This window comes from Bradyrhizobium sp. 157, assembly GCF_023073815.1.
Classification (GTDB): domain Bacteria; phylum Pseudomonadota; class Alphaproteobacteria; order Rhizobiales; family Xanthobacteraceae; genus Bradyrhizobium.
Genome location: NZ_JADPKF010000033.1, coordinates 154,973 through 174,005, shown reverse-complemented (window position 1 = coordinate 174,005; position 19,033 = coordinate 154,973). Strand labels below are relative to the sequence as shown.

Genomic DNA, 19,033 nt, shown 5'->3' with positions numbered 1-19,033 from the left:
TCTACTCCAGCGCGCGGCACTCATGATGAATCCACGAAGCGGCCTGACGGCGCAGATCCTGCATCTCCTGCGGCCCTACTGGCCGATCGTGCTAGGCGGCACCGTTCTCGGCGTTGTCGGCGGCGCCAGCGTTGCGGGGCTGCTCGCGGTCGTCAATCGCGGCCTCTACGCGTCGCAAGACGACGTCGCCACGCTGCTGTTCGCGTTTGCGGGGCTGTGTCTCTTGATCCTGATCGGCTCAATCGGCGCCGATATCAGCGCCAATTATGTTGGACAGCGGATCATCGCCGAGCTGCGCAAGTCGCTTGCCGCCAAGATCCTGGCGGCTCCGATCGACCAGCTCGAAATCTACCGGACGCATCGGCTGATTCCGGTCCTCACCCACGACGTCGATACCATCAGCGATTTCGCGTTCTTCTTCTCGTCCTTCTTCGTGTCTGTCGTCATCACGCTCGGCTGCATGGTCTATCTGGCGGTGCTGTCGTGGCCGCTTTTCCTGATTACGGGGTTGGTCATCGTCCTCGGCTCGCTCGCGCACGCCTATGCGCGAACGCGAGGTGTTCAAGGTTTCAATGTCGCCCGCGATTCCGAAGACCAATTGCAGAAGCACTATCGCGCGATCGCCGAGGGCGCGAAGGAGCTGCGCCTGAACCGCGCCCGCCGTCAGCGCGTCTATGTCGACCAGCTTCAGCGCACCGTCGACCGGATCAGCGCGGTGCAGATCAAATCGATCAATCTGTTCGTGACGGCGCGGGCGTTGGGTACGATGTTGTTCTTCGTCGTGATCGGCGTCGCGCTGACTTTGCGTCCGTTTCTCTGGCCCGACAGCCCGGCCGCGGTCTCCAGCGGCTTCGTCCTGGTGCTGCTCTATATGCGGGGGCCCATCGATCAGGTGATCGGGATTCTGCCGGCATTGGGCCGCGCGCAGGTGGCGATGAAGCGGATCGCCGAACTTTCGGAGCAGTTCGCGACGCCCGAGCAGGACTTGCTGGCCGCGCCATCGACCGCGCCGGATGGATCGGGCAGAATCGAATCGATCGAGGTCCGTGGCGTCTCGTACGGCTTTCGTGCGGTGCCCGGCAGCAACCCCTTCGTGCTCGGACCGATTGACCTGCATGTCCGGCAGGGAGACATCGTTTTCATTGTCGGTGAAAATGGAAGCGGAAAAACCACGCTGATCAAGTTGCTGCTGGGTCTCTACGCGCCGCAGAGCGGTACGCTGCTTCGGGACGGTATGCCCGTCGTGACGGAAACGCGGGATGATTACCGGCAGCTCTTCACGACAATCTTTTCCGACTACTACCTGTTTGAAGATCTTCTGCAGGGAGCGGGAATGGTGCCTGACGTCGCGGAGCGCTATCTCGAGCGATTGGAGGTCGCGCACAAGGTCTCGGTCGAGAACGGCGTATTTACGACGATTGACCTGTCCACCGGTCAACGCAAGCGGCTGGCGCTGATGAATGCCTGGCTCGAGGAGAGGCCGGTCCTTGTGTTCGACGAGTGGGCCGCGGATCAGGACCCTGCCTTCCGGCATATCTTTTACACGGAACTGCTGCCTGATCTGAAACGCATGGGAAAGACGATCATCGTGATCTCACACGATGACCGCTATTTCGGCGTGGCAGATCATCTGGTGCGGCTGCGCAACGGCAAGATTGTCGCGGGCGATGCGAGAACCCATGACATCATCAAATCGTCATCGGTTCCAACCGACGCCTCTCTTTAGAGCAATTTTAGTCTTCGGAAAATTTTGAATCGAAGTTCAGACTCTTTCGAGATGCACATCGTCGAAAGCGTGTGATCGCTTTTGGCGACGCCGTTTTGTCAGATTTGTAAGAAATCTAAACTGCGTGTGCCTGCATTTCTTGTCATCCTGTACGCGAGTGCTTTACATCGCAAGCGCGAGTGAAGATCGCGTGTTGTTTCAAGCAACCACGTTTGCGATGCGAGGGCCGGATGAACAAAGCTTCGAGCTCCGCGACGGGGCCTCGCGCATTCCCGATCGGGCCGGATTTTTCCATGACCGTCGTTCAAGACGGTGGGGGAGATATCCGCATTGCGGTGGGCATCACGACGGTGATGCGCCTGCGTCTCGATGAACGGCTGGATCATCTAAAAATCCTGACCGTTCCCGACGATCCGAAGCTGGCGATAGCGGCGATTTCAGCGGCGGCTGAAGCGATGTTTGGATGGCGGCCGAGTCTTGACCGGCTTGTGGTGGATTCAGCCAGCGCAGAGCTTGCGCGCGAGTTGATGAGCCACGGTCTCGCTCTCATGGCGGGGGCAGATCTCGTGCTGCTTCCCGAACTAATCATGCAGCGGCGGGACAATTGGCTGGTCAATGCCGAACGGCCGCCATGGCCGCAACTCCACGTCATGACGGACGACAAGCGCCATCCGCGACGCTCGCCAAAGCCGGTGGGAAAGGTCTATGCCCGCTTCATACCCTGGCTCGCCGAAGTGATCTCCTTCCGCGTCGCCAACACGGAGGGCGACCTGCATCTGCTGCACCGCTGGATGAACGATCCCCGCGTCGACGCGTTCTGGAACGAAGCGGGCGATCTCGAAAGGCATCGGCGCTATCTCTCCGGCATTCTGGCGGACCCGCACATGCTGTCGCTCATCGGCTGCTTCGACGACGAGCCGTTTGGCTATTTCGAGCTCTACTGGGCCAAGGAGAATCGTATCGCGCCGTTCTACGATGCCGACGATTACGATCGCGGCTGGCATGTCGTCGTCGGCGAGGACGCCTATCGCGGGCGCCGCTATATCAGCGCCTGGCTGCCGTCACTGATGCACTACATGTTCCTGGACGATTGTCGAACGCAACGAATCGTCGGCGAGCCGGCGGCGGCGCATGCGCAGCAGCTCCGCAATCTGGAAGTCTCGGGATTCGCAAAGATCAAAAATTTCGATTTTCCGCACAAGCGGGCCACGCTCGTGATGCTGTTGCGCGAACGCTTCTTTGGTGACCGGCTGTGGCTGCCGGCAGCGACCAGCCCTGCGACCACGTCCTAACGCCCGAACGGAGCGCAGCTTATGTCTCACCAGTTTGCGATCGAGCACGACGTCATCGGCGTCGGATTCGGGCCGTCCAATCTTGCGCTTGCGATCGCATTGGACGAATGCGCCAGAAGATCACGTCTGAAATGCGCCGCTCTGTTCGTGGAGAAGCAGCCGCAATTCACCTGGCACGGCGGCATGCTGCTTCCAGGCAGCGACATGCAGATATCGTTTCTCAAGGACCTCGTTTCGTTGCGCGATCCGACCAGTCCGTTCACCTTCGTGAACTATCTGCACAAGCGCGGCCGATTGCAGGATTTCATCAACTGCCGAACGTTCTATCCGAGCCGGATTGAATTCAACGACTATCTGCGGTGGGTCGCAGCCCAGTTCAAGTCTCAGGCGGCCTACGGCGAAACCATTCTCGCCATCGAGCCGGTGACCGTCGGCCAGTCGGTGACGTCTTTGCGCGTTCATTCACGAACACTTGCCGGCGGGGAAGCGGTGCGGCTTGCAAGGAACCTGGTGGTCGCGGTGGGAGGGCGACCGTTTATCCCGCAAGTATTTGCGAAGATCGCCGATGATCCCAGATTATTGCATTCCAGCCGCTATCTCGACACGGTCGAGGACATCGGCCTCGGTGGAAAGGCGGCGCGCGTGGCCGTGGTCGGGGGAGGGCAGAGCGCGGCCGAGGTGACGGTCGACCTTCGCGGGCGATTTCCGGACGCGAGCATTGATCTGATCTTTCGCAGTCATGCCTTGAAGCCGTCCGACAGCAGCCCGTTCGTCAACGAGATTTTCAATCCGGATTACACCGATTTCATCTATGCGCAGCCTGCCGAGCGGCGAGACGCGATCGTTCGCAACTTCCGGAACACGAACTATGCGGTGGTCGATTCCGATCTCCTCGACCAGTTGTATCGATTGCTCTACCAGCAGCGCGTCAGCGGCACGACAGGGATCGCGTTGCACCCGCGTAGCGAAATAACGAGTATAGACGCCGCACCTGAAGGCATCGAGATTGGCACGATTGACAAGTTCGGCGGTGCAAAGCGCCGATCGGCCTATGATGCCGTCATTCTGGCAACGGGCTACGACAGGGAGACGCCGCACGCGTTTCTGGAGCCGATCCAGCGTTATATTCGCGATGCCGTGCTGGACCGCAACTACAAGCTCGTCACCAGCCCGGCATTTCGGCCGCAAATTCATCTCCAGGGATACTCCGAGGCGTCTCACGGCCTGAGTGATACGTTGCTGTCCGTTCTTGCAACGCGCTCGCAGGAAATCGCGGAATCGCTGTTTTCGACGATTTCGCGCCGCGAACTCATCGCGTAGGTCATCAGATAGCGGGGGCAATGAGTCGCCACTGTGCGGCGGATCCAAGTGCGGGCGGCACCGAAAGCACGGCGGGTGACGGGCCTGCGTCGACGATCACGGTGTTCGGAGCTATCGTGAATCCGAGTGCGGCCGCTTTCAGCAAGGCTTCCTTGAGGGTCCAATAGCGAAGAAAGAGCCGGGACCGAAGTGCCGTGGGAGCGTTCCGAAGAATCTCCCGCTCTTCGGCCGCCAGGACGATTTCGGCGACCGAATCCATATCGGCGATTTCCCGCAGCGGTTCGATATCGACGCCGATCGGCATGCGGGCCGCTGCAACGGCTACAGCGCCCCTCGCGTGGCTCAGGCTGAAGTCGATCTCCACTGGACCAGCAACGAGCATGGGCTTGCCATTCTCCGATGGTTGAAACCGCAGGGCTTCAGCCGATTGACCGACAAGCCCGCCAAGCATGAGGCGAACGCCCGCATGCGCAGCCAGATAGCTCATTCGATCTTCGATGTGCAGGAGTCGCCCCATGCGATCGGTCTCACCGGCATCGAGCAGTTTCGCAGCTCGCTCGACGCTGAGCATGCCGGGTTCGCCGGCAGCGACCTCCGGCGATGGAGGTATCGCTGCCAGCCAGAGAAGGATCTCTTCCGGTTCCAAATGTCCGACCGGCCTCGCGACATCAGCATCCAGCAGCCATCGCACCCGCAAATGATCCTGCGGAGCCGCAGATCTCACGGCGATCGACCACGCGAGGGAGGCGCTTGCACGCGCCATTGAAAGCGATGTGGCAAATGGTCGTTGTCCAGCCTTCAGGGAGTCAATCATATCACGGGCTTATCGACCAATGCGGAACGGTCTGCAACCCCCGGCTGTACAGAGGCTGTGCCGAGATGATCAGCCTTAGAATCCATCTAACTGGTGTCGGCCGAGATCACGCATGCTTTGCGGTGCTGATAGATTTATTCTCAATCGCATCTGCAGATGTTCAACGTGGAACTGGTCATGATAAAATCCGTCCCTCTCGAGCAGCATATCGATAGCTATCTGCCGGAGCGAATTGCAGCCATACTGGTTCGCAGTCACCATGCGGGGCTCGTCAGCAAGGAGCCATCCACGCGCATCAACTATCTCCTCGAGATTGCGTCGCTCCATACCAGGGGTGAACTGCTTGGGCAGGCTGGCGTCGGACGCCTGAGTTTGCAACGGATCGAGAAGTGGATGGAATTTCATGGCCGCCGCCTTCGGCGCAACGATGAGAGTGTCGATAGCGTGATCTGCCGATTTGGCTTTCGGCAGGCTTTGCTTGAGAAAAAGGCCAGCCGCTCCGCGCCCAGATCGGTCATCTCGTCCGAGGACAGAGACAAGATCTTGCGCGAGTTCGGTTCATACGGCGAGCGTGAAGATATTCAGCGGGCGGAACGGCGGATCGCGGTGAGCCATGATACTTGATGCGAGGGTGCCGCGACTTGTTCGATAGAAGTCGATCGTCGCGTCGATGTTGACGCGAAGAGATGCACGTGCTGCAGATGATAGCGTTGGCGAGTGCCGTAGGGATACTGCCAGTCGTTCTTGGGCGTCGTGATGCCTGCTCCTCGGCGCGAAGGGCTGCGCCTTGAACGTCGTCTGTGTCAGAGCAGAGCCAGGCTGGCAAACGAGCTTTTTGAACGCGCCTTGAGCGAAACTCAACAGTGAAACTCAACGCGCATACTCTGCGCCTGCTTTCATCGCAGTCTTCTTCACGGCGAGCTTCTTCGGTGCTTGCTGGCCGCGTGCATTATTCAGCCAGGCGACGAAAGCCGTCAGCGCGGGATCATCAGCCATGCGCTGCTCGTATTCGAGCACGAACTGCCGGCGTGTCGGGCGAACGATTGGATGGGCCTTGACGAGATTGCCGCGTGCCAGGTCAGGCGCGAGCAGGCCGTCGATGGCGATGGCGACGCCCATGCCGGCGGCCGCGGCTTCAATGGTCAGGCCAAGGCTTTCGAAGCTGCTGCCGCCCTGCACGGGCACGTCGGCGAATTGCGCGTGATCGAGCCACCGCCGCCAATCGTCCGGGCGCGGCCGCGCATGCAGGAGAGGAACGGTGGCGAAATCCACGGCGCCGTTCTTCATGTACTCCGGCGCGCAGACCGGCACGGTCGCGATCGGCATCAAGGAATGGGTGACGAGCCCGGCGCGCGGCTGCCCGTCTGAGACGGCGATCACCGCGTCGTAACGGCTGGCGAGAAGGTCGAGCGGATTGGAACTCGTGTGCAGGTCGACTTCCAGATCGGGATAGGCCGCATTGAGCGTGGGCCAGATCGGCAGCAGGAAGCGCGAGACGAAGAAGCCATAGACCCCGACCGAAAGCCGCCTGAAGCGCCGCAACCGCAGGCCGTCGGCGGCATCTGCGATCCGGTCCAATGCCTCGCGGGCGGAATCGGCGAAGGTCTTGCCTGCGGAGGTAAGAACCAGACCGCGCGAGCCGCGCAGGAAAAGGGCGGTCCCCATTCGTGCTTCCAGGGCGCGGACGTGCCGGCTCACGGCGCCGACGGTCACGTTCAGTTCGTCGGCTGCCCGGGTGATCGACAAGTGCCGTGCGGCGGCCTCGAACGCCCGCACCGCATGCAAGGGAGGAAGTCGTCGTGATGCCATCGGGCGAGCTTAGTTCAAAAGGACTGGCCGGCAAACCGGGGCCCCCTTGCGTTGAGTCTGGCTCAAGCCCCCGACCCAAGAAGTCGTTTGCACGGGCGCTCCCCGGGTCATACGCCGACATCTGCCCCGGGCCTCGGCCCAGGCAGGCGAAGCCGAGGGAGTTGCTCATGACCATCCATGCCGATCTGACCGGCCGCGACGCCGCGGCCCGGCGCTCCAGAGCGCTGGCGCCGACCTGTCGCGGGCTGAACTACTATTCGCTCGACCAAAGCCTGCGCGACCTCTTGCCCCATTATATGGAGGCACCGCTGCTGGCGCATCTCGCGCCACACCTTTCCGAACTCGGCGAACTCGCCGGAGGCCGGCTGCACGATTTGTCTGATCAGGCGGAGCGTCATCAGCCGGTGCTGCATCCGCGGGACGGCTATGGCCGCGATGAGGAATGGGTCGAATATCACCCGGCCTATCGCGAGATGGAACGCATCGCATTCGGACAATTCGGCATGCACGCGATGTGCAACCGAGCCGGCGTGCTCGGCTGGTCGTCGCCGATGCCGCCGATCGCCAAATACGTCTTCCACTATCTGTTCGCGCAAGCCGAGTTCGGCCTGCTTTGCCCGGTCAACCTCACCGACAGCTCTTCGGAACTGGTGCGCCGTTTCGGCACAGATGAGCTGCGCCAGCGCTATCTCGAACGGATGTGGAGCCAGGATCCCGCCACGCTGCTCAAGTGCGCGCAATTCATGACCGAGAAGACCGGCGGCTCTGATGTGGGCGCCGGCGAGCTCGTTGCTGTCAGCGACGGCAAGGATTGGAAATTGTGGGGTGAAAAGTGGTTCTGCTCGAACGCCGACGCCGAACTGGCGGTGCTGCTCGCCCGGCCCGAAGGCGCTGTGCCCGGGGGCCGCGGCCTAGGCCTGTTCCTGATGCCAAAAGTGCTTCCCGATGGACGGCGGAATTCGTACCAGATTGTGCGGTTGAAGGACAAGCTCGGCAGCCGCACCATGGCAAGCGGCGAGATCGTGTTCGAAGGCGCCACGGCCTACCAGCTCGGCGAACTGGATCAGGGCCTCAAGAACATGCTGGTGATGGTGAATTCGAGCCGCGTGTCGCACCTTGCGCGCGCGGCCGGCATGATGCGGCGATGCCTCAATGAGGCGATGATCGCCGCGCGGCATCGCAGCGCGTTCGGGCGCGCGGTGATCGATCATCCGCTGATGCGCCGGCAGTTGCTCAAGCTCATGGTCCCAACGGAGCAGGCGCTGTCGGCGCTACTGTACTCGGCCACCGCATCCGACAAGGTGCTGCGGCTGCTGACGCCGATCGCAAAATACCGGGCGTGCCGGGACAACGTCATGGTCGCCACGGGTGCGATGGAGGCCCGCGGCGGCAATGGCTATATCGAGGACTGGCCGAACGCGCGGCTGGTTCGCGATGCCCATCTCGGTTTGCTGTGGGAAGGCACCAGCAACATCAACACGCTCGATGCGGTCCAGCGCGCGGTCGGAAAGGCGCGGGGCCATGAAGCGTTGCGCGACGATCTCGGCCGCCGCCTGGAAGATACGGCCGGGATGCCGGGTCAGTTCCGAACGCGCCTTTCCGGCGCGCTGACGGACGCCATACGCTTTGCGGAACAGGTTGCGGCCGATCCGGAGAACGAGCGCTTTTGCAGGATTGCCGCCGGAAAGCTGTACCACGCTACGACGGCTGCGCTGCTGGCATCCGAAGGCACGCGCCTCGGCAACAACGGCGGCGATGCGCGCCGTCTGCTGCTCTCGCGTTTCGTCCTCGAGCATCGCTTGGCCGAACATTCGTCTACCAATCTGCAGGCGCAGCATTGGGAGAACGCAGCGATCGATTTGCTGCTCGACGATGCGCCGGTCTCGATGCGCGAGGCTGCCGCGCTGGTGCAGGGATAGGCCATGGACATCGCACTTCAACGCGAACTCGCCCGCCTGCTCGCGACGCTGCGCCGTGAACGACGCCCGCAAAGCGGCCTCGATCAGCGGCTGGTGCCGCCTGACAAGGCGACAGCCTATCGCGTCGCCGGCATGGTCGCGGAAGAACTTGGCTGGGACGTCGTCGGCTGGAAGATCGCCGGCATGAAGGAGGGCCTGCAGCGTCAGCTTCGCACGGACTCGCCGATCTATGGCCGGGTGTTCGCACCGATCATGGAGTCGCCGGCCAGCGTCGAGCACGCCAAACTCTGCAGTCCGATTCCCGAAGTCGAGTATCAGGCGCGCCTGGGGGCCGATCTGCCGCCGCGCGAAAAGCCCTATACACTTGCGGAAGTCACAGAATCAGTGGCGTCGCTGCAGACGGGAATCGAACTCGCCGAATGCCGCTTCGTCCACGACGCCGCGTTTCCACCGCTGCCCGCAATCCTCGCCGATGGCGCGGGAAGCGGCACCATCCTTTGCGGCGCCGCGATCGCCGATTGGAAGACGCGCGACATCGCCGGGCAGGAAGTGTTGTTAACCTGCAACGGCACGCTGCGCCGAAAGGGCACGGCGGGGGAGGCGCTCGACCATCCCATGGTGCCGCTCACCTGGCTCGCCAACGAGCTTTCGCGCACCGGTATCGGAATGAAGGCGGGACAGACCGTCAGCACGGGGACGCTAACAGGCATGCTGCGGCCGAAGCCTGGCGAGACCTATGTCGCGGATTTCGGCCCGTTCGGGAGCGTGACGGCGACCTACGCGTGATTGTCTGTCCCGCTCTCACGCGCTCTGTTTGGGAAGATCGCCAAGGAGATTTGACAGCTTGACCGCAAGCTTTCGAAGCCGGGTATTCTCTTCGAGCAGCCGTCCAACGTTGTTGGTGTCATGCTGCGCTTGATATTTCCGAAGTCCGTCGACCTCGTCGAGCAGGGGCGATATAGCGGCGAGCAGTTTGTCGCTCCGGTGCGGCGCTTCGTCTGCCTGGCGCGCATCACGGCCCTGACGCAGCGGCACGACGTTGTCGCGGTGTCCGGCGTCCCGAAATGCATCGACGCCGGCCTGTCTGTAACGCGTTGAAAATTCGGTACTCATGACAATTTCCTGATCACAAGGTGGCACAGTCGCCTTTTCAGCGACAAGCTTTCCATTGAGTCGGGGGCAAATTTGCGTCGGAAAGGCAACGGCGAAAAGGCTCGCCAGAGAACTCATGCGTCGCTCGAGTCACACGGCAGATCGGATTAGGCCCAATTTTTGACGTACCGCGGGCCTTTCTGGCGTGTCGGGGTGGGCTGGGGAGCAAACCACCTTAGGGGCGTACCGATGACGGATTTCCTGACCAATGTGGATCACTGGCGCAAGCGCGCGGAACAGACGAGGGCGCTAGCTGCGGTTGCCGTCAAGGACCAGGGGCGCCTGCTCAAGGTGGCGGAAGAATATGATCGCCTGGCGGCGCTCGCCGAACGGCGGCGAAGCGCGCCGGTTCCGCCCGGTTCCTACGTTCCGGCAAGCCGACCCGAATAAACCTTCAATAGAGAGAAGCCGTCGTAAGAGGCGGGCAATTTCCGCTTCCGCAGGCGCGTGGCTGCGTCATCGCGGCGGAGAAATGCGCCGCCATACCCAGATGTGTGACCTCTAAAACACAACCGCCAAGCAACGTTCAAGCCATTGTGATCGCGCGATTGCGGTCGAATCAACGAATCACCTAGACCGTTAGCGGGGCTGGGAAGCGGAGAGTTAGTATGAGAGTCGCTTCCTTAGAAAGTGTACTGACGGCGGCTACGCTGGTATTGGCCATCGTCATCGTGCTGTGGGGAATCAAGATTTTCCACGGCGTGTGAACAGGCGAGCTGGCGTCGAACTCGAGACCTCCAATCAAGAAGAGGCTCGCGACAAAGGCAGGGGTAAAGGCGTCACTTCCGCGGCGGCGGAGGCCTTTTTTGTTCTTGCTTGCCCGACGCATGGTTCGCCGGAGGCTTGTCCCCTTCCGACGCGTATCGAGTTTGGTTTACGGCTTGGCGCGATTCCGCACTGGCCGCGAGAGGCATTGGTTTCAAGTTCCGCATGCATTTTGGTTATTATCTGATGATTGCGGCCCTCGTTCTCATGGGGCTGGAAGTCCTTTACGCGCTCTATCAATTGTCCACGTTTCTCTAAATCGCACGCGCAGGCCGCAGGTTTGCCCCGCGCGGGCCCTACGACTTGCCGCAATCACGCCGCTTTAGCGCCGGGGTCGTCTTCGCGCGATTCCAATTTTAGTCGCAAATTTGCCTGCCGACTCACCTCATTCTCCGCGCGCGAGACAAGGTGACTGGGGGCACGTTCCGCTTTTTAAAATTGGAGTATCAATCATGCGAGTAGACCATCCGCAGCTTAATAAGCGAGACCGCCGCGCTGAACCTTCATTTTGGGTTGAGGAACCGACCGACGACGCTCTTTCACTGCTTGAGAATGCCCTGCGCGGGGACGAGCCCGCCCTTCGTCGCAACGAACAGGCTGACGAAGCCCATGCACTGATTGAGGAGAATGCAAGGCTTCGGGAGCTTTTGTCCCAGCTCTCGGACTTGATCCGCAAAAACGGCATTCACCAGAAGTAACGCCCACGATGTGATTTCGGCCCCGCCCCGGCACGAGTGGTTCGACCGCTGCCGGGGCGGGGCCGCATTGTTTTCAAGGATTGAATTCTTTGCCGCCGCCGCATGAGAAGCGGTGGATGGCGCGGCCGGATACGCGCCGCCGTCAGGCCAGATGGCAGGCCACGAAATGCCCGTCGCTGCCTTGCTTCAGCTCGGGCGCGCTTTCCCGGCAGCGCGGTTCGGCGACCGGGCAGCGGGTGTGGAAGTGGCAGCCGCGCGGAGGGTTCATCGGGCTCGGCACATCGCCCTGTAGCCGGATCCGCTTGCGCTTCACCTTCGGGTCCGGCACCGGCACGGCGGAAAGCAGCGCCTGCGTGTAGGGATGTCGGGGATTGCGGTAGAGGTCGTTCGCGTTAGCCAGCTCGACGATACGGCCGAGATACATCACCGCGACGCGGTCGGAAATGTGCTCGACGACCGAGAGATCGTGGGCGACGAACAGATAGGTGAGCTTGAGCTCGGACTGCAGGTCTTCCAACAGATTGATCACCTGCGCCTGGATGGAGACGTCGAGCGCGGAAACCGGCTCGTCGCAGACGATGAATTTCGGCTCCACCGCAAGTGCGCGCGCAATCACGATGCGCTGGCGCTGACCGCCGGAAAATTCGTGCGGATAGCGGCGCATGTGCTCGGCCTTCAGCCCGACCTTGACGAGAAGACTCGCCACGCGGTCATCCCGCTCGCTTGCCGAGGAAGCGAGCGCGTGGATGGTGAAGGCTTCGCCGAGAATCGCGCCGACGGTCATGCGCGGATTGAGCGAGGCAAAGGGGTCCTGGAAGACGATCTGCATGTTGCGCCGCATGGCGCGCAGGTCGCCGCCGGAAAGTCCCCGCACGTCGCGCCCATCGAAGACAATCTCGCCTTCGCTGGGTTCGACCAGGCGCAGCACGCAGCGCGCGGTGGTGGACTTGCCGCAGCCGGACTCGCCGACGAGGCCGAGCGTTTCGCCGCGATTGACCGCAAAGGACACGCCGTCGACAGCATGAACGCGGCCGACCTCGCGCGAAAGGAGTCCGCCCTTGACCGGAAAATGCTTTTTCAGGCCGGTGACGCGGAGCAGGGGCTCGCTCATGCTGGCTCTCCCTGCTTCTCTCCGAGGTGGCAGGCCATGCGATGGCCCGGTGCGACCTCGCGCAGCAGCGGTTCTTCTTCCGCGCAACGGCCAAAGGCGTAGCGGCAGCGCGGCGCGAAGCGGCAGCCGGGCGCGGGATTGATCAGGATCGGCACCGAGCCGCCGATCGCTTCCAGCCGGGTCTTGTGCGTGCTGGCGAGATCGATGCGCGGGATCGAGCGGATCAGACCCTGCGTGTAGGGATGGCGCGGACTTTCGAACAAACTGTCGACATCGGCTTCTTCGACCACCTTGCCGGCATACATGACGACGACCCGCTGCGCGGTTTCGGCCACCACGCCCATAGCGTGGGTGATCAGCATCACCGCCATGCCGAAGCGTTCCTTCATGTCCTGCAACAAATCGAGGATTTGCGCCTGGATGGTCACGTCGAGCGCGGTGGTCGGCTCGTCGGCGATGACGAGCTTGGGCTTGCAGGCAAGCGCCATCGCGATCATGACGCGCTGGCGCATGCCGCCGGAGAACTGGTGCGGGTAATCATGCACGCGGGCTTCCGCATTGGGAATCTGCACCAGCTTGAACATGTCGACGGTGCGGGCGAGCGCGTCCTTGTTCGAGAGGCCCTCATGGCGGCGCAGGCTCTCGGCAACCTGTTCGCCGACGGTCAGCACCGGGTTGAGCGAGGTCATCGGCTCCTGGAAGATGAAGCCAATATCCTTGGCGCGGATGTCATCGAGTTCGCTGCTGGTGAGCGGCACGAGGTCGCGGCCCTCGAACAGGATCTTGCCCTCGACGATGCGGCCGGGCGGCATTGCGATCAGTTTCAGGATCGACATAGCGGTGACGGTCTTGCCGCAGCCGGACTCGCCGACAACGCAGAGCGTCTCGCCCTTATTGAGCGTGATATCGATGCCGTCGACCGCCCTCAGCATGCCGTCGTCGGTGGCGAAGTGGGTTTTCAGGCCCTTGATTTCGAGCAATGGGACCATCAGATCACCCGCCTCGCATCGAGCGCATCGCGCATGCCGTCGCCGATGAAATTGATGGCCACGACCGCGATGAAGATGGCGCCGCCCGGAAACAACGCCCAATGCGGACCGATGTCGAGATAGTCCTTGGCGTCGAACAATAGCCGCCCCCAGGTCGGGGTATCCGGCGGAAAGCCGAGGCCGAGAAACGACAGCGTGGATTCGGCGATGATCGCGGCGGCGACGTCGATGGTGCCGGCGATAATCACGGGGCCGACTGCGTTCGGCAGGATGTGCCGCACCACCTGCCGGAACGGGCTGGCGCCGAGGGCGCGCGCGGCTTCGACGAATTCCTTCTCGCGTAATGAGAGGAACTGAGCGCGCACCAGCCGCGCGACCGGCATCCAGCGCAGGCCGCCGATGACGAGCACAATCAGGATGAAGATGCCGCCCTCGGGCCCGAACACGGATTTGAGCCCGTCGCGGAACAGATAGATCAGAAGCAGCAGCAGCGGCAGTTGCGGTAGCGAGAGGAACAGGTCGGTCAGCCACATCAGCGCGTGCCCGAGCGCCCCGCGCGACATGCCGGCGAGCGCACCGATCAGCGTACCGACGAGGACGGCGACCGCCATGGCGGCAAGCCCAACCGCGAGCGAGATACGTCCACCATAGATCATGCGGGCGAGGATATCCTGTCCGAGATCATCGGTGCCGAAGGGGTGGGCGAGCGAGGGGCCCTCAAGGCGCGCGGTGAAATCGATGTCGTTGATGCTGACGCGCCAGACGAAGGGGCCGAATACCACCGCCACGATCAGGACAAGCAGCAGGAATGCGCTGACCACGGCGAGCTTGTGGCGGCGATAGCGCCGCCACGTCTCGCGCCAGGGCGACCAGGCCGGCCGCCGCTCAGCGGAAGGAGATGCGAGGGTCAAGCCAGCCATAGAGGACATCCGCGATCAGGTTGAAGAGCACCACAAGACAGGCGAAAACGAAGGTCACGGCCATCACGACCGGCGTGTCGTTAGAGAGGATGGAGGAAATCAGCAGTGAGCCGATTCCCGGAATCCGGAAGATCTGCTCGGTGACAATGGCGCCGCCGAACACAGCGGGCATCTGCAGCGCGATCAGGGTGACGACCGGAATCATCGCGTTGCGCATCGCGTGCTTGACGATCACCCTCGATTGCCCGAGGCCCTTGGCGCGGGCGGTGGTGACGTAGTCAAGGCGGATCACATCCAGCATGGCGGAGCGCACGAATCGCGTCATCGAAGCCGCCTGGAACAGGCCGAGCACCATCACCGGCATGATGGCCTGGCGGATCTGCTCGAAGAGCCAGCGTATCCCGGTCGCCTTGATGTCGCTGGAATAGACAAAGGGCAGCCAGTCCAGCGTGATCGAGAAGACCAGGATGAACAAAAGGCCGGTAAAGAACGTCGGCAGCGAAAAGCCGATGAAGGCGAACGTGTTGGCGATCTGGTCGAAGATCGAGTAGGGCCTGGTGGCGGCATAGACGCCAACCGGTATGGCAATCAGCAGCGCGAGCAGCTGCGCCGAGCCGATCACATAGAGCGTCGTCGGCAGGCGCTGCAGGATGAGCGTGTCGACATCCATCCGGCTGACAAAGGAAAAGCCCCAGTCGCCTTGCGTCATGGCGGCGAGCCAGCGCAGGTAACGGACATAGACCGGATCGTCGAGGCCGAACTTGGTCCGAAGCGCCATTGCCACTTCGGGCGGTACGTTTGGATTGGTCGCGAGCTCTGCGAACGGATCGCCGGGCGCCAGCGCAAGTACCGTGAACAGAACGAGCGAAATGCCGAGCAAGCTCGGCACCGCGATCAGCAGGCGACGCAGGATATACTGACGCATGAGAAACGATCCGCCTAACGCCGGCTATCAGATCTCTCGATACCAGTCCTGGATATTGTCAGTGTCGTTGGTCCAGCCGCTGAGCACCGGGCGCAGCGAGTTGGTTGCCGCGCCGACCTTCAGGCGGTGCATCACCGGGATGACCACCGTGTCCTGCCACATGATGTCGTTGGCCTTGATGTAGAACGCGGCCCGCTTGACCGGATCGACTTCAGCCTCGGCCGCGTCGATCGCAGCGTCAAACTCCTTGTTGACCCAGCGCGGGAAATTCCTGCCCTGCCACTTGTTTTCCTTGGTGGCCACGAAGCGCGAATGAAAGCGCCGCATATGCTGGGCCGGGTCGGGCTGGGTCATCGGAATCTGGAACATTTCGATGTCGGCATAGAACTTGGAGTAGGTGTCTGGATTGGCGACATCCGAAGAGAAAAAGACCGAGGCTACGACCGATTTCAATTCGATGTCGATGCCTGCCTTCTGGCAGGCCTGCTTGACGATCGCCTGGGTCTTCTGGCGCGGGCCGTTGATCGAGGTCTGGTACAGCAGTTTCAGTTTCTTTCCGTCCTTCTCCCGGATGCCGTCGGCCCCGACTTTCCATCCGGCCTCCTCCAGGAGCTGGGTCGCCTTCTCGATGCTGAACTCCCATTTCGTGTTCTTGGAGACGAACTGTTCGGGACCGTTGAGGAAGCTGGCCGTGGTGCGTCCGGCGCGGCCGTAGATGTGCTTTTGAATCGCATCGCGGTCGACGAGGAGCGCCAGCGCCTTGCGAACGGCCGGATTGGAGAGCAGGGGATGCTTGGTCTTGATCGAGGAGCGTTCGCCGTCGACCTCGGTGTTGGGATCGGTGAAGTTCAGCGCAATGAACTCGATATCACCGCCGGTCGAGTAGACAGTCTTGCCCTTGCCGCCCTTCTCGAGGCGCAGCAGGACGTCGTCCTCCACCTGCATGTTCCAGGCATAATCATATTCGCCGGTTTGAATCACCGCGCGCGCCGCCGAGACGGCATCGCCGCCGCCCTTGATCTCGATCGTATCGAAATAGGGCCGGTTCGGCATGTGGTAGTCGGGATTGATTTCGCCACGCACGAGGTCGCCCGGCTTGAACTCAACGAACTTGTAGGGCCCGGTGCCGACGGGCTTGAGATTGTTCGGAGCCTCACGGGATTTGGCGCCTTTGTAATCGGCAAACAGATGCTTGGGCAGGATGCAGCCGACCACCGCGACAAAGGCATCGGCCCAGAACGGGGTGGGATTCTTGAACAGGACGCGGACGGTGAGATCATCGACCTTTTCGACGGTGATGTCCTGGTAAACACCGATCGTCAACGCCGCGGTGGCGGGATCGCGGGCGTATTCCCAGTTGAACACGACGTCGTCGGCGGTGAATGGCTTGCCGTCATGCCACTTGACGCCCGGCTTGAGCTTCCAGGTCACCGACTTGCCGTCGGCGGCGAGACCGCCGTTCTGAAGCGACGGAATTTCCGCCACCAGAATCGGACAGAGGTTGCCGGTGGAATCCCAACTCGCCAGCGGCTCATAGAAGAGGCGCGAGCCGTCTTGGTCCTTGGTGCCGGTGGCAAAATGCGGATTTAGCAGGGTGGGTCCCTGCCACCACAGCAGCTTAAGCGGCCCGCCGCCGCCGCGCTTGGTCGGCTTGTAAGGCGCGGGACTCTGCGCCATCGCCACGCCGCCGATTGCAAGTATCTGGGTCGCCATCGGCGCGGTTAGTCCGAAAGCTATCATGCGTTGCACAAAGGCGCGGCGATCCATGCGCCCGTCCTTCACCTCATCGATCATGCTTCGCAGTTCGGTGTCCAGCATCGTTGTCCCCATCCGGTTCCGGCGTGATTGCGGCGCGCCGCCAGGCGGCAGCGTCAGGTGTTGTCCTGGTAAGATGGCACATCAAATGCCCCCGAGGTCAACGTCTGTCGATCGACAATCCCTGAGAAGGCAGACCGCTGTTGATTTTTGCTTGAGCAAAACGGCGCTGCAGCGCACACCGCTTCGGCAATCCGGCGCCATCCGCGCGCCAAACAGGCGCGGGATTGCAAAAAATTTGTTCGCCGGATCAGCCAGGCCCAGGTCTCGTTCGGCCGGTATCCGGATCAGACCAGCGACATGTCCAGCGGTGGTGCCACGCTGTCCGGCAGCGGGCTGACGTAAGGGGTGCGGGCGGTGCGCTTGTTCAGGTCGGCCTTGGCGGCGGCGATCAGGTCCGGTTCCGTCAGCGCTCTGACGCCGAGCCCCGCCATGGCCTTGGCGGCCTGAACCATGGCCTTGTGGGCGTGCGGGCTCTTGCCCTGCGCCACCACCTGCCAGGTGTGCAAGGGAGTACCGATGGCAATGGTCGGGGCGTGAACCTGGACGGTCGGCACGACCCAGCTCACGTCGCCCACATCGGTCGAGCCGATCAGCGGGTTGCGCTTGGCGTCCAGCGGCACGATGAAATCGGCCAACGGCCGGTCGGTCGGCTCCATGCCGATCGCATGGTAGACGGTGGCGATGTCCTTCTCGGTCAGCGTCGAGCGGATTTTTTGCGCAAAATCCTTGTCGGCGTCGTCGAAATGCGGCGGGCCGAGTTCTTCCATGATGAGGTGGAGGGCCTGTTCGAGCGGGGTGTTGGGCAGCAAATTGGAGACAGCGGAAATGATCTTCATCTCCACCTTGGTTTCGGTCATCAGCGCTGCGCCCTGCGCGATCTTGTGGACGCGCTCCACCAGTTCGTTCATGCCTGGCAAATCGCGGGCGCGGATCGAATAGCGCACGCGGGCATGGGCCTGCACCACGTTGGGAGCGATCCCGCCGGTGTCGAGCAGGGCATAGTGTACACGCGCATCGCTCGGCATGTGCTCGCGCATGTAGTTGACGCCGACATTCATCAGCTCGACCGCATCGAGCGCGCTGCGGCCGAGATGCGGCGAGGCCGCGGCATGCGAGGTGCGTCCGGTAAAGATGAAATCGGCGCGGGTGTTGGCGAGCGAGGGCGTCACCGCCACTTCCCAGAAGCTATGCGGGTGCCAGGTGATCGCGATATCGGCGTCGTCGAAGGCGCCTGATCGCACCATGAAGGTCTTCGCCGCGCCGCCTTCCTCCGCGGGGCAGCCATAATAGCGCACGCGCCCCGGCACCTTGTGCTCGGCCAGCCAATCCTTCACGGCGGTGGCCGCGAGCAGCGCGGCGGAGCCGAGCAGATTGTGGCCGCAAGCATGGCCATGGCCGCCGGTTTCCAGCGGACGAGGCTCGGCGACGCCAGCCTCCTGGCTGAGGCCCGGCAGGGCGTCATATTCGCCAAGGAAGGCGATCACGGGTCCGCCTTCGCCCCATTCGCCCATCAGGGCGGTGGGAATGCCTGCGACCTGCTCGGTAATGCGGAAACCCTGATGGCGCAGCTCGCTGAGATGTTCGGCGCAAGAGCGCGCTTCGGTGTAGCAGATCTCGGGCATCGCCCAGACCCGGTCGCTCAAGTCTATGAAGCGCGGTTTGATGGTGTCGACGCCACGCCAGATGTTGCTGCGATTATCCATCTTCTAATTCCTGAAACTGAAGGCGATGTGAGCAATTGTTATCAGCTTCGCCAGATAACGCCCAGCGCAGGG

At 62.2% G+C, this 19,033-nt stretch carries 17 protein-coding genes; 8 read left to right on the top strand and 9 right to left on the bottom strand.

The features are described 5' to 3' along the window. Positions 1-25: 25 nt before the first annotated feature. The 3 genes from IVA95_RS08000 to IVA95_RS07990 all read left to right on the top strand — a co-directional run bounded on the left by IVA95_RS08000 (position 26) and on the right by IVA95_RS07990 (position 4,338). Positions 26-1,726, top strand: a complete 1,701-nt coding sequence (locus IVA95_RS08000) for a cyclic peptide export ABC transporter (protein ID WP_276577690.1) — start codon at positions 26-28, stop codon at positions 1,724-1,726. A 293-nt stretch (positions 1,727-2,019) separates the two neighbouring features. After that, entirely contained in the window at positions 2,020-3,018 is a 999-nt protein-coding gene (locus IVA95_RS07995) for a GNAT family N-acetyltransferase (RefSeq protein ID WP_247510011.1), read from the top strand. Positions 3,019-3,039: 21 nt separating this feature from the next. Further along, on the top strand, positions 3,040-4,338 hold the full coding sequence (locus IVA95_RS07990) for a lysine N(6)-hydroxylase/L-ornithine N(5)-oxygenase family protein (RefSeq protein WP_247510010.1): 1,299 nt from the start codon (positions 3,040-3,042) through the stop codon (positions 4,336-4,338). Positions 4,339-4,342: 4 nt separating this feature from the next. Here IVA95_RS07990 and IVA95_RS07985 read toward each other — a convergent pair whose 3' ends face one another. Next, positions 4,343-4,909: a 4'-phosphopantetheinyl transferase superfamily protein gene (locus tag IVA95_RS07985; RefSeq protein ID WP_247510009.1), complete on the bottom strand. Its 567-nt coding sequence runs from the start codon at positions 4,907-4,909 to the stop codon at positions 4,343-4,345. 399 nt (positions 4,910-5,308) lie between these two features. Here IVA95_RS07985 and IVA95_RS07980 point away from each other — a divergent pair, with 399 nt between their 5' ends. After that, entirely contained in the window at positions 5,309-5,776 is a 468-nt protein-coding gene (locus IVA95_RS07980) for a hypothetical protein (RefSeq protein ID WP_247510008.1), read from the top strand. Positions 5,777-6,022: 246 nt separating this feature from the next. Here the strand turns inward: IVA95_RS07980 and IVA95_RS07975 are convergent, their stop codons facing one another. Next, positions 6,023-6,961 (bottom strand): LysR substrate-binding domain-containing protein, encoded by a 939-nt coding sequence (locus tag IVA95_RS07975; protein ID WP_256470167.1) that lies wholly within the window; start codon positions 6,959-6,961, stop codon positions 6,023-6,025. Positions 6,962-7,128: 167 nt separating this feature from the next. On the opposite strand from IVA95_RS07975, the gene IVA95_RS07970 reads away from it, so the two are divergent. Continuing rightward, positions 7,129-8,880: an acyl-CoA dehydrogenase family protein gene (locus tag IVA95_RS07970; protein ID WP_247510006.1), complete on the top strand. Its 1,752-nt coding sequence runs from the start codon at positions 7,129-7,131 to the stop codon at positions 8,878-8,880. Positions 8,881-8,883: 3 nt separating this feature from the next. After that, entirely contained in the window at positions 8,884-9,666 is a 783-nt protein-coding gene (locus IVA95_RS07965; RefSeq protein WP_247510005.1) for a hydratase, read from the top strand. Between the two features lie 15 nt (positions 9,667-9,681). On the opposite strand, the gene IVA95_RS07960 is transcribed toward IVA95_RS07965, so the two are convergent. Beyond that, entirely contained in the window at positions 9,682-10,110 is a 429-nt protein-coding gene (locus tag IVA95_RS07960) for a hypothetical protein (protein ID WP_247510004.1), read from the bottom strand. 111 nt (positions 10,111-10,221) lie between these two features. Here IVA95_RS07960 and IVA95_RS07955 point away from each other — a divergent pair, with 111 nt between their 5' ends. Both IVA95_RS07955 and IVA95_RS07950 read left to right on the top strand, forming a co-directional pair. Next, positions 10,222-10,422, top strand: a complete 201-nt coding sequence (locus IVA95_RS07955; protein WP_247510003.1) for a hypothetical protein — start codon at positions 10,222-10,224, stop codon at positions 10,420-10,422. A gap of 827 nt (positions 10,423-11,249) precedes the next feature. Then, complete coding sequence (locus tag IVA95_RS07950; RefSeq protein ID WP_213251511.1) at positions 11,250-11,495, top strand: hypothetical protein; 246 nt, start codon at positions 11,250-11,252, stop codon at positions 11,493-11,495. 142 nt (positions 11,496-11,637) lie between these two features. On the opposite strand, the gene IVA95_RS07945 is transcribed toward IVA95_RS07950, so the two are convergent. The 6 genes from IVA95_RS07945 to IVA95_RS07920 all read right to left on the bottom strand — a co-directional run bounded on the left by IVA95_RS07945 (position 11,638) and on the right by IVA95_RS07920 (position 18,961). After that, entirely contained in the window at positions 11,638-12,606 is a 969-nt protein-coding gene (locus tag IVA95_RS07945; RefSeq protein ID WP_247510002.1) for a dipeptide ABC transporter ATP-binding protein, read from the bottom strand. Continuing rightward, the gene (locus tag IVA95_RS07940) at positions 12,603-13,595 is read right to left on the bottom strand and encodes an ABC transporter ATP-binding protein (protein WP_247510001.1); all 993 of its coding nucleotides are present in this window, start codon (positions 13,593-13,595) and stop codon (positions 12,603-12,605) included. Before IVA95_RS07940 ends, IVA95_RS07945 begins: the two co-directional genes overlap by 4 nt. Beyond that, positions 13,595-14,515 (bottom strand): ABC transporter permease, encoded by a 921-nt coding sequence (locus tag IVA95_RS07935; protein ID WP_213251508.1) that lies wholly within the window; start codon positions 14,513-14,515, stop codon positions 13,595-13,597. Before IVA95_RS07935 ends, IVA95_RS07940 begins: the two co-directional genes overlap by 1 nt. Next, positions 14,481-15,440 (bottom strand): ABC transporter permease, encoded by a 960-nt coding sequence (locus IVA95_RS07930; protein WP_247510000.1) that lies wholly within the window; start codon positions 15,438-15,440, stop codon positions 14,481-14,483. The genes IVA95_RS07935 and IVA95_RS07930 overlap by 35 nt, the downstream gene beginning before the upstream one ends. 27 nt (positions 15,441-15,467) lie before the next feature. Then, positions 15,468-17,258 carry a peptide ABC transporter substrate-binding protein gene (locus tag IVA95_RS07925; protein WP_247509999.1) on the bottom strand — a complete coding sequence of 597 codons (1,791 nt, stop codon included), beginning with the start codon at positions 17,256-17,258 and terminating at the stop codon, positions 15,468-15,470. 284 nt (positions 17,259-17,542) lie between these two features. Continuing rightward, positions 17,543-18,961 carry a M20 family metallopeptidase gene (locus tag IVA95_RS07920; protein WP_247509998.1) on the bottom strand — a complete coding sequence of 473 codons (1,419 nt, stop codon included), beginning with the start codon at positions 18,959-18,961 and terminating at the stop codon, positions 17,543-17,545. Positions 18,962-19,033 lie beyond the last annotated feature (72 nt).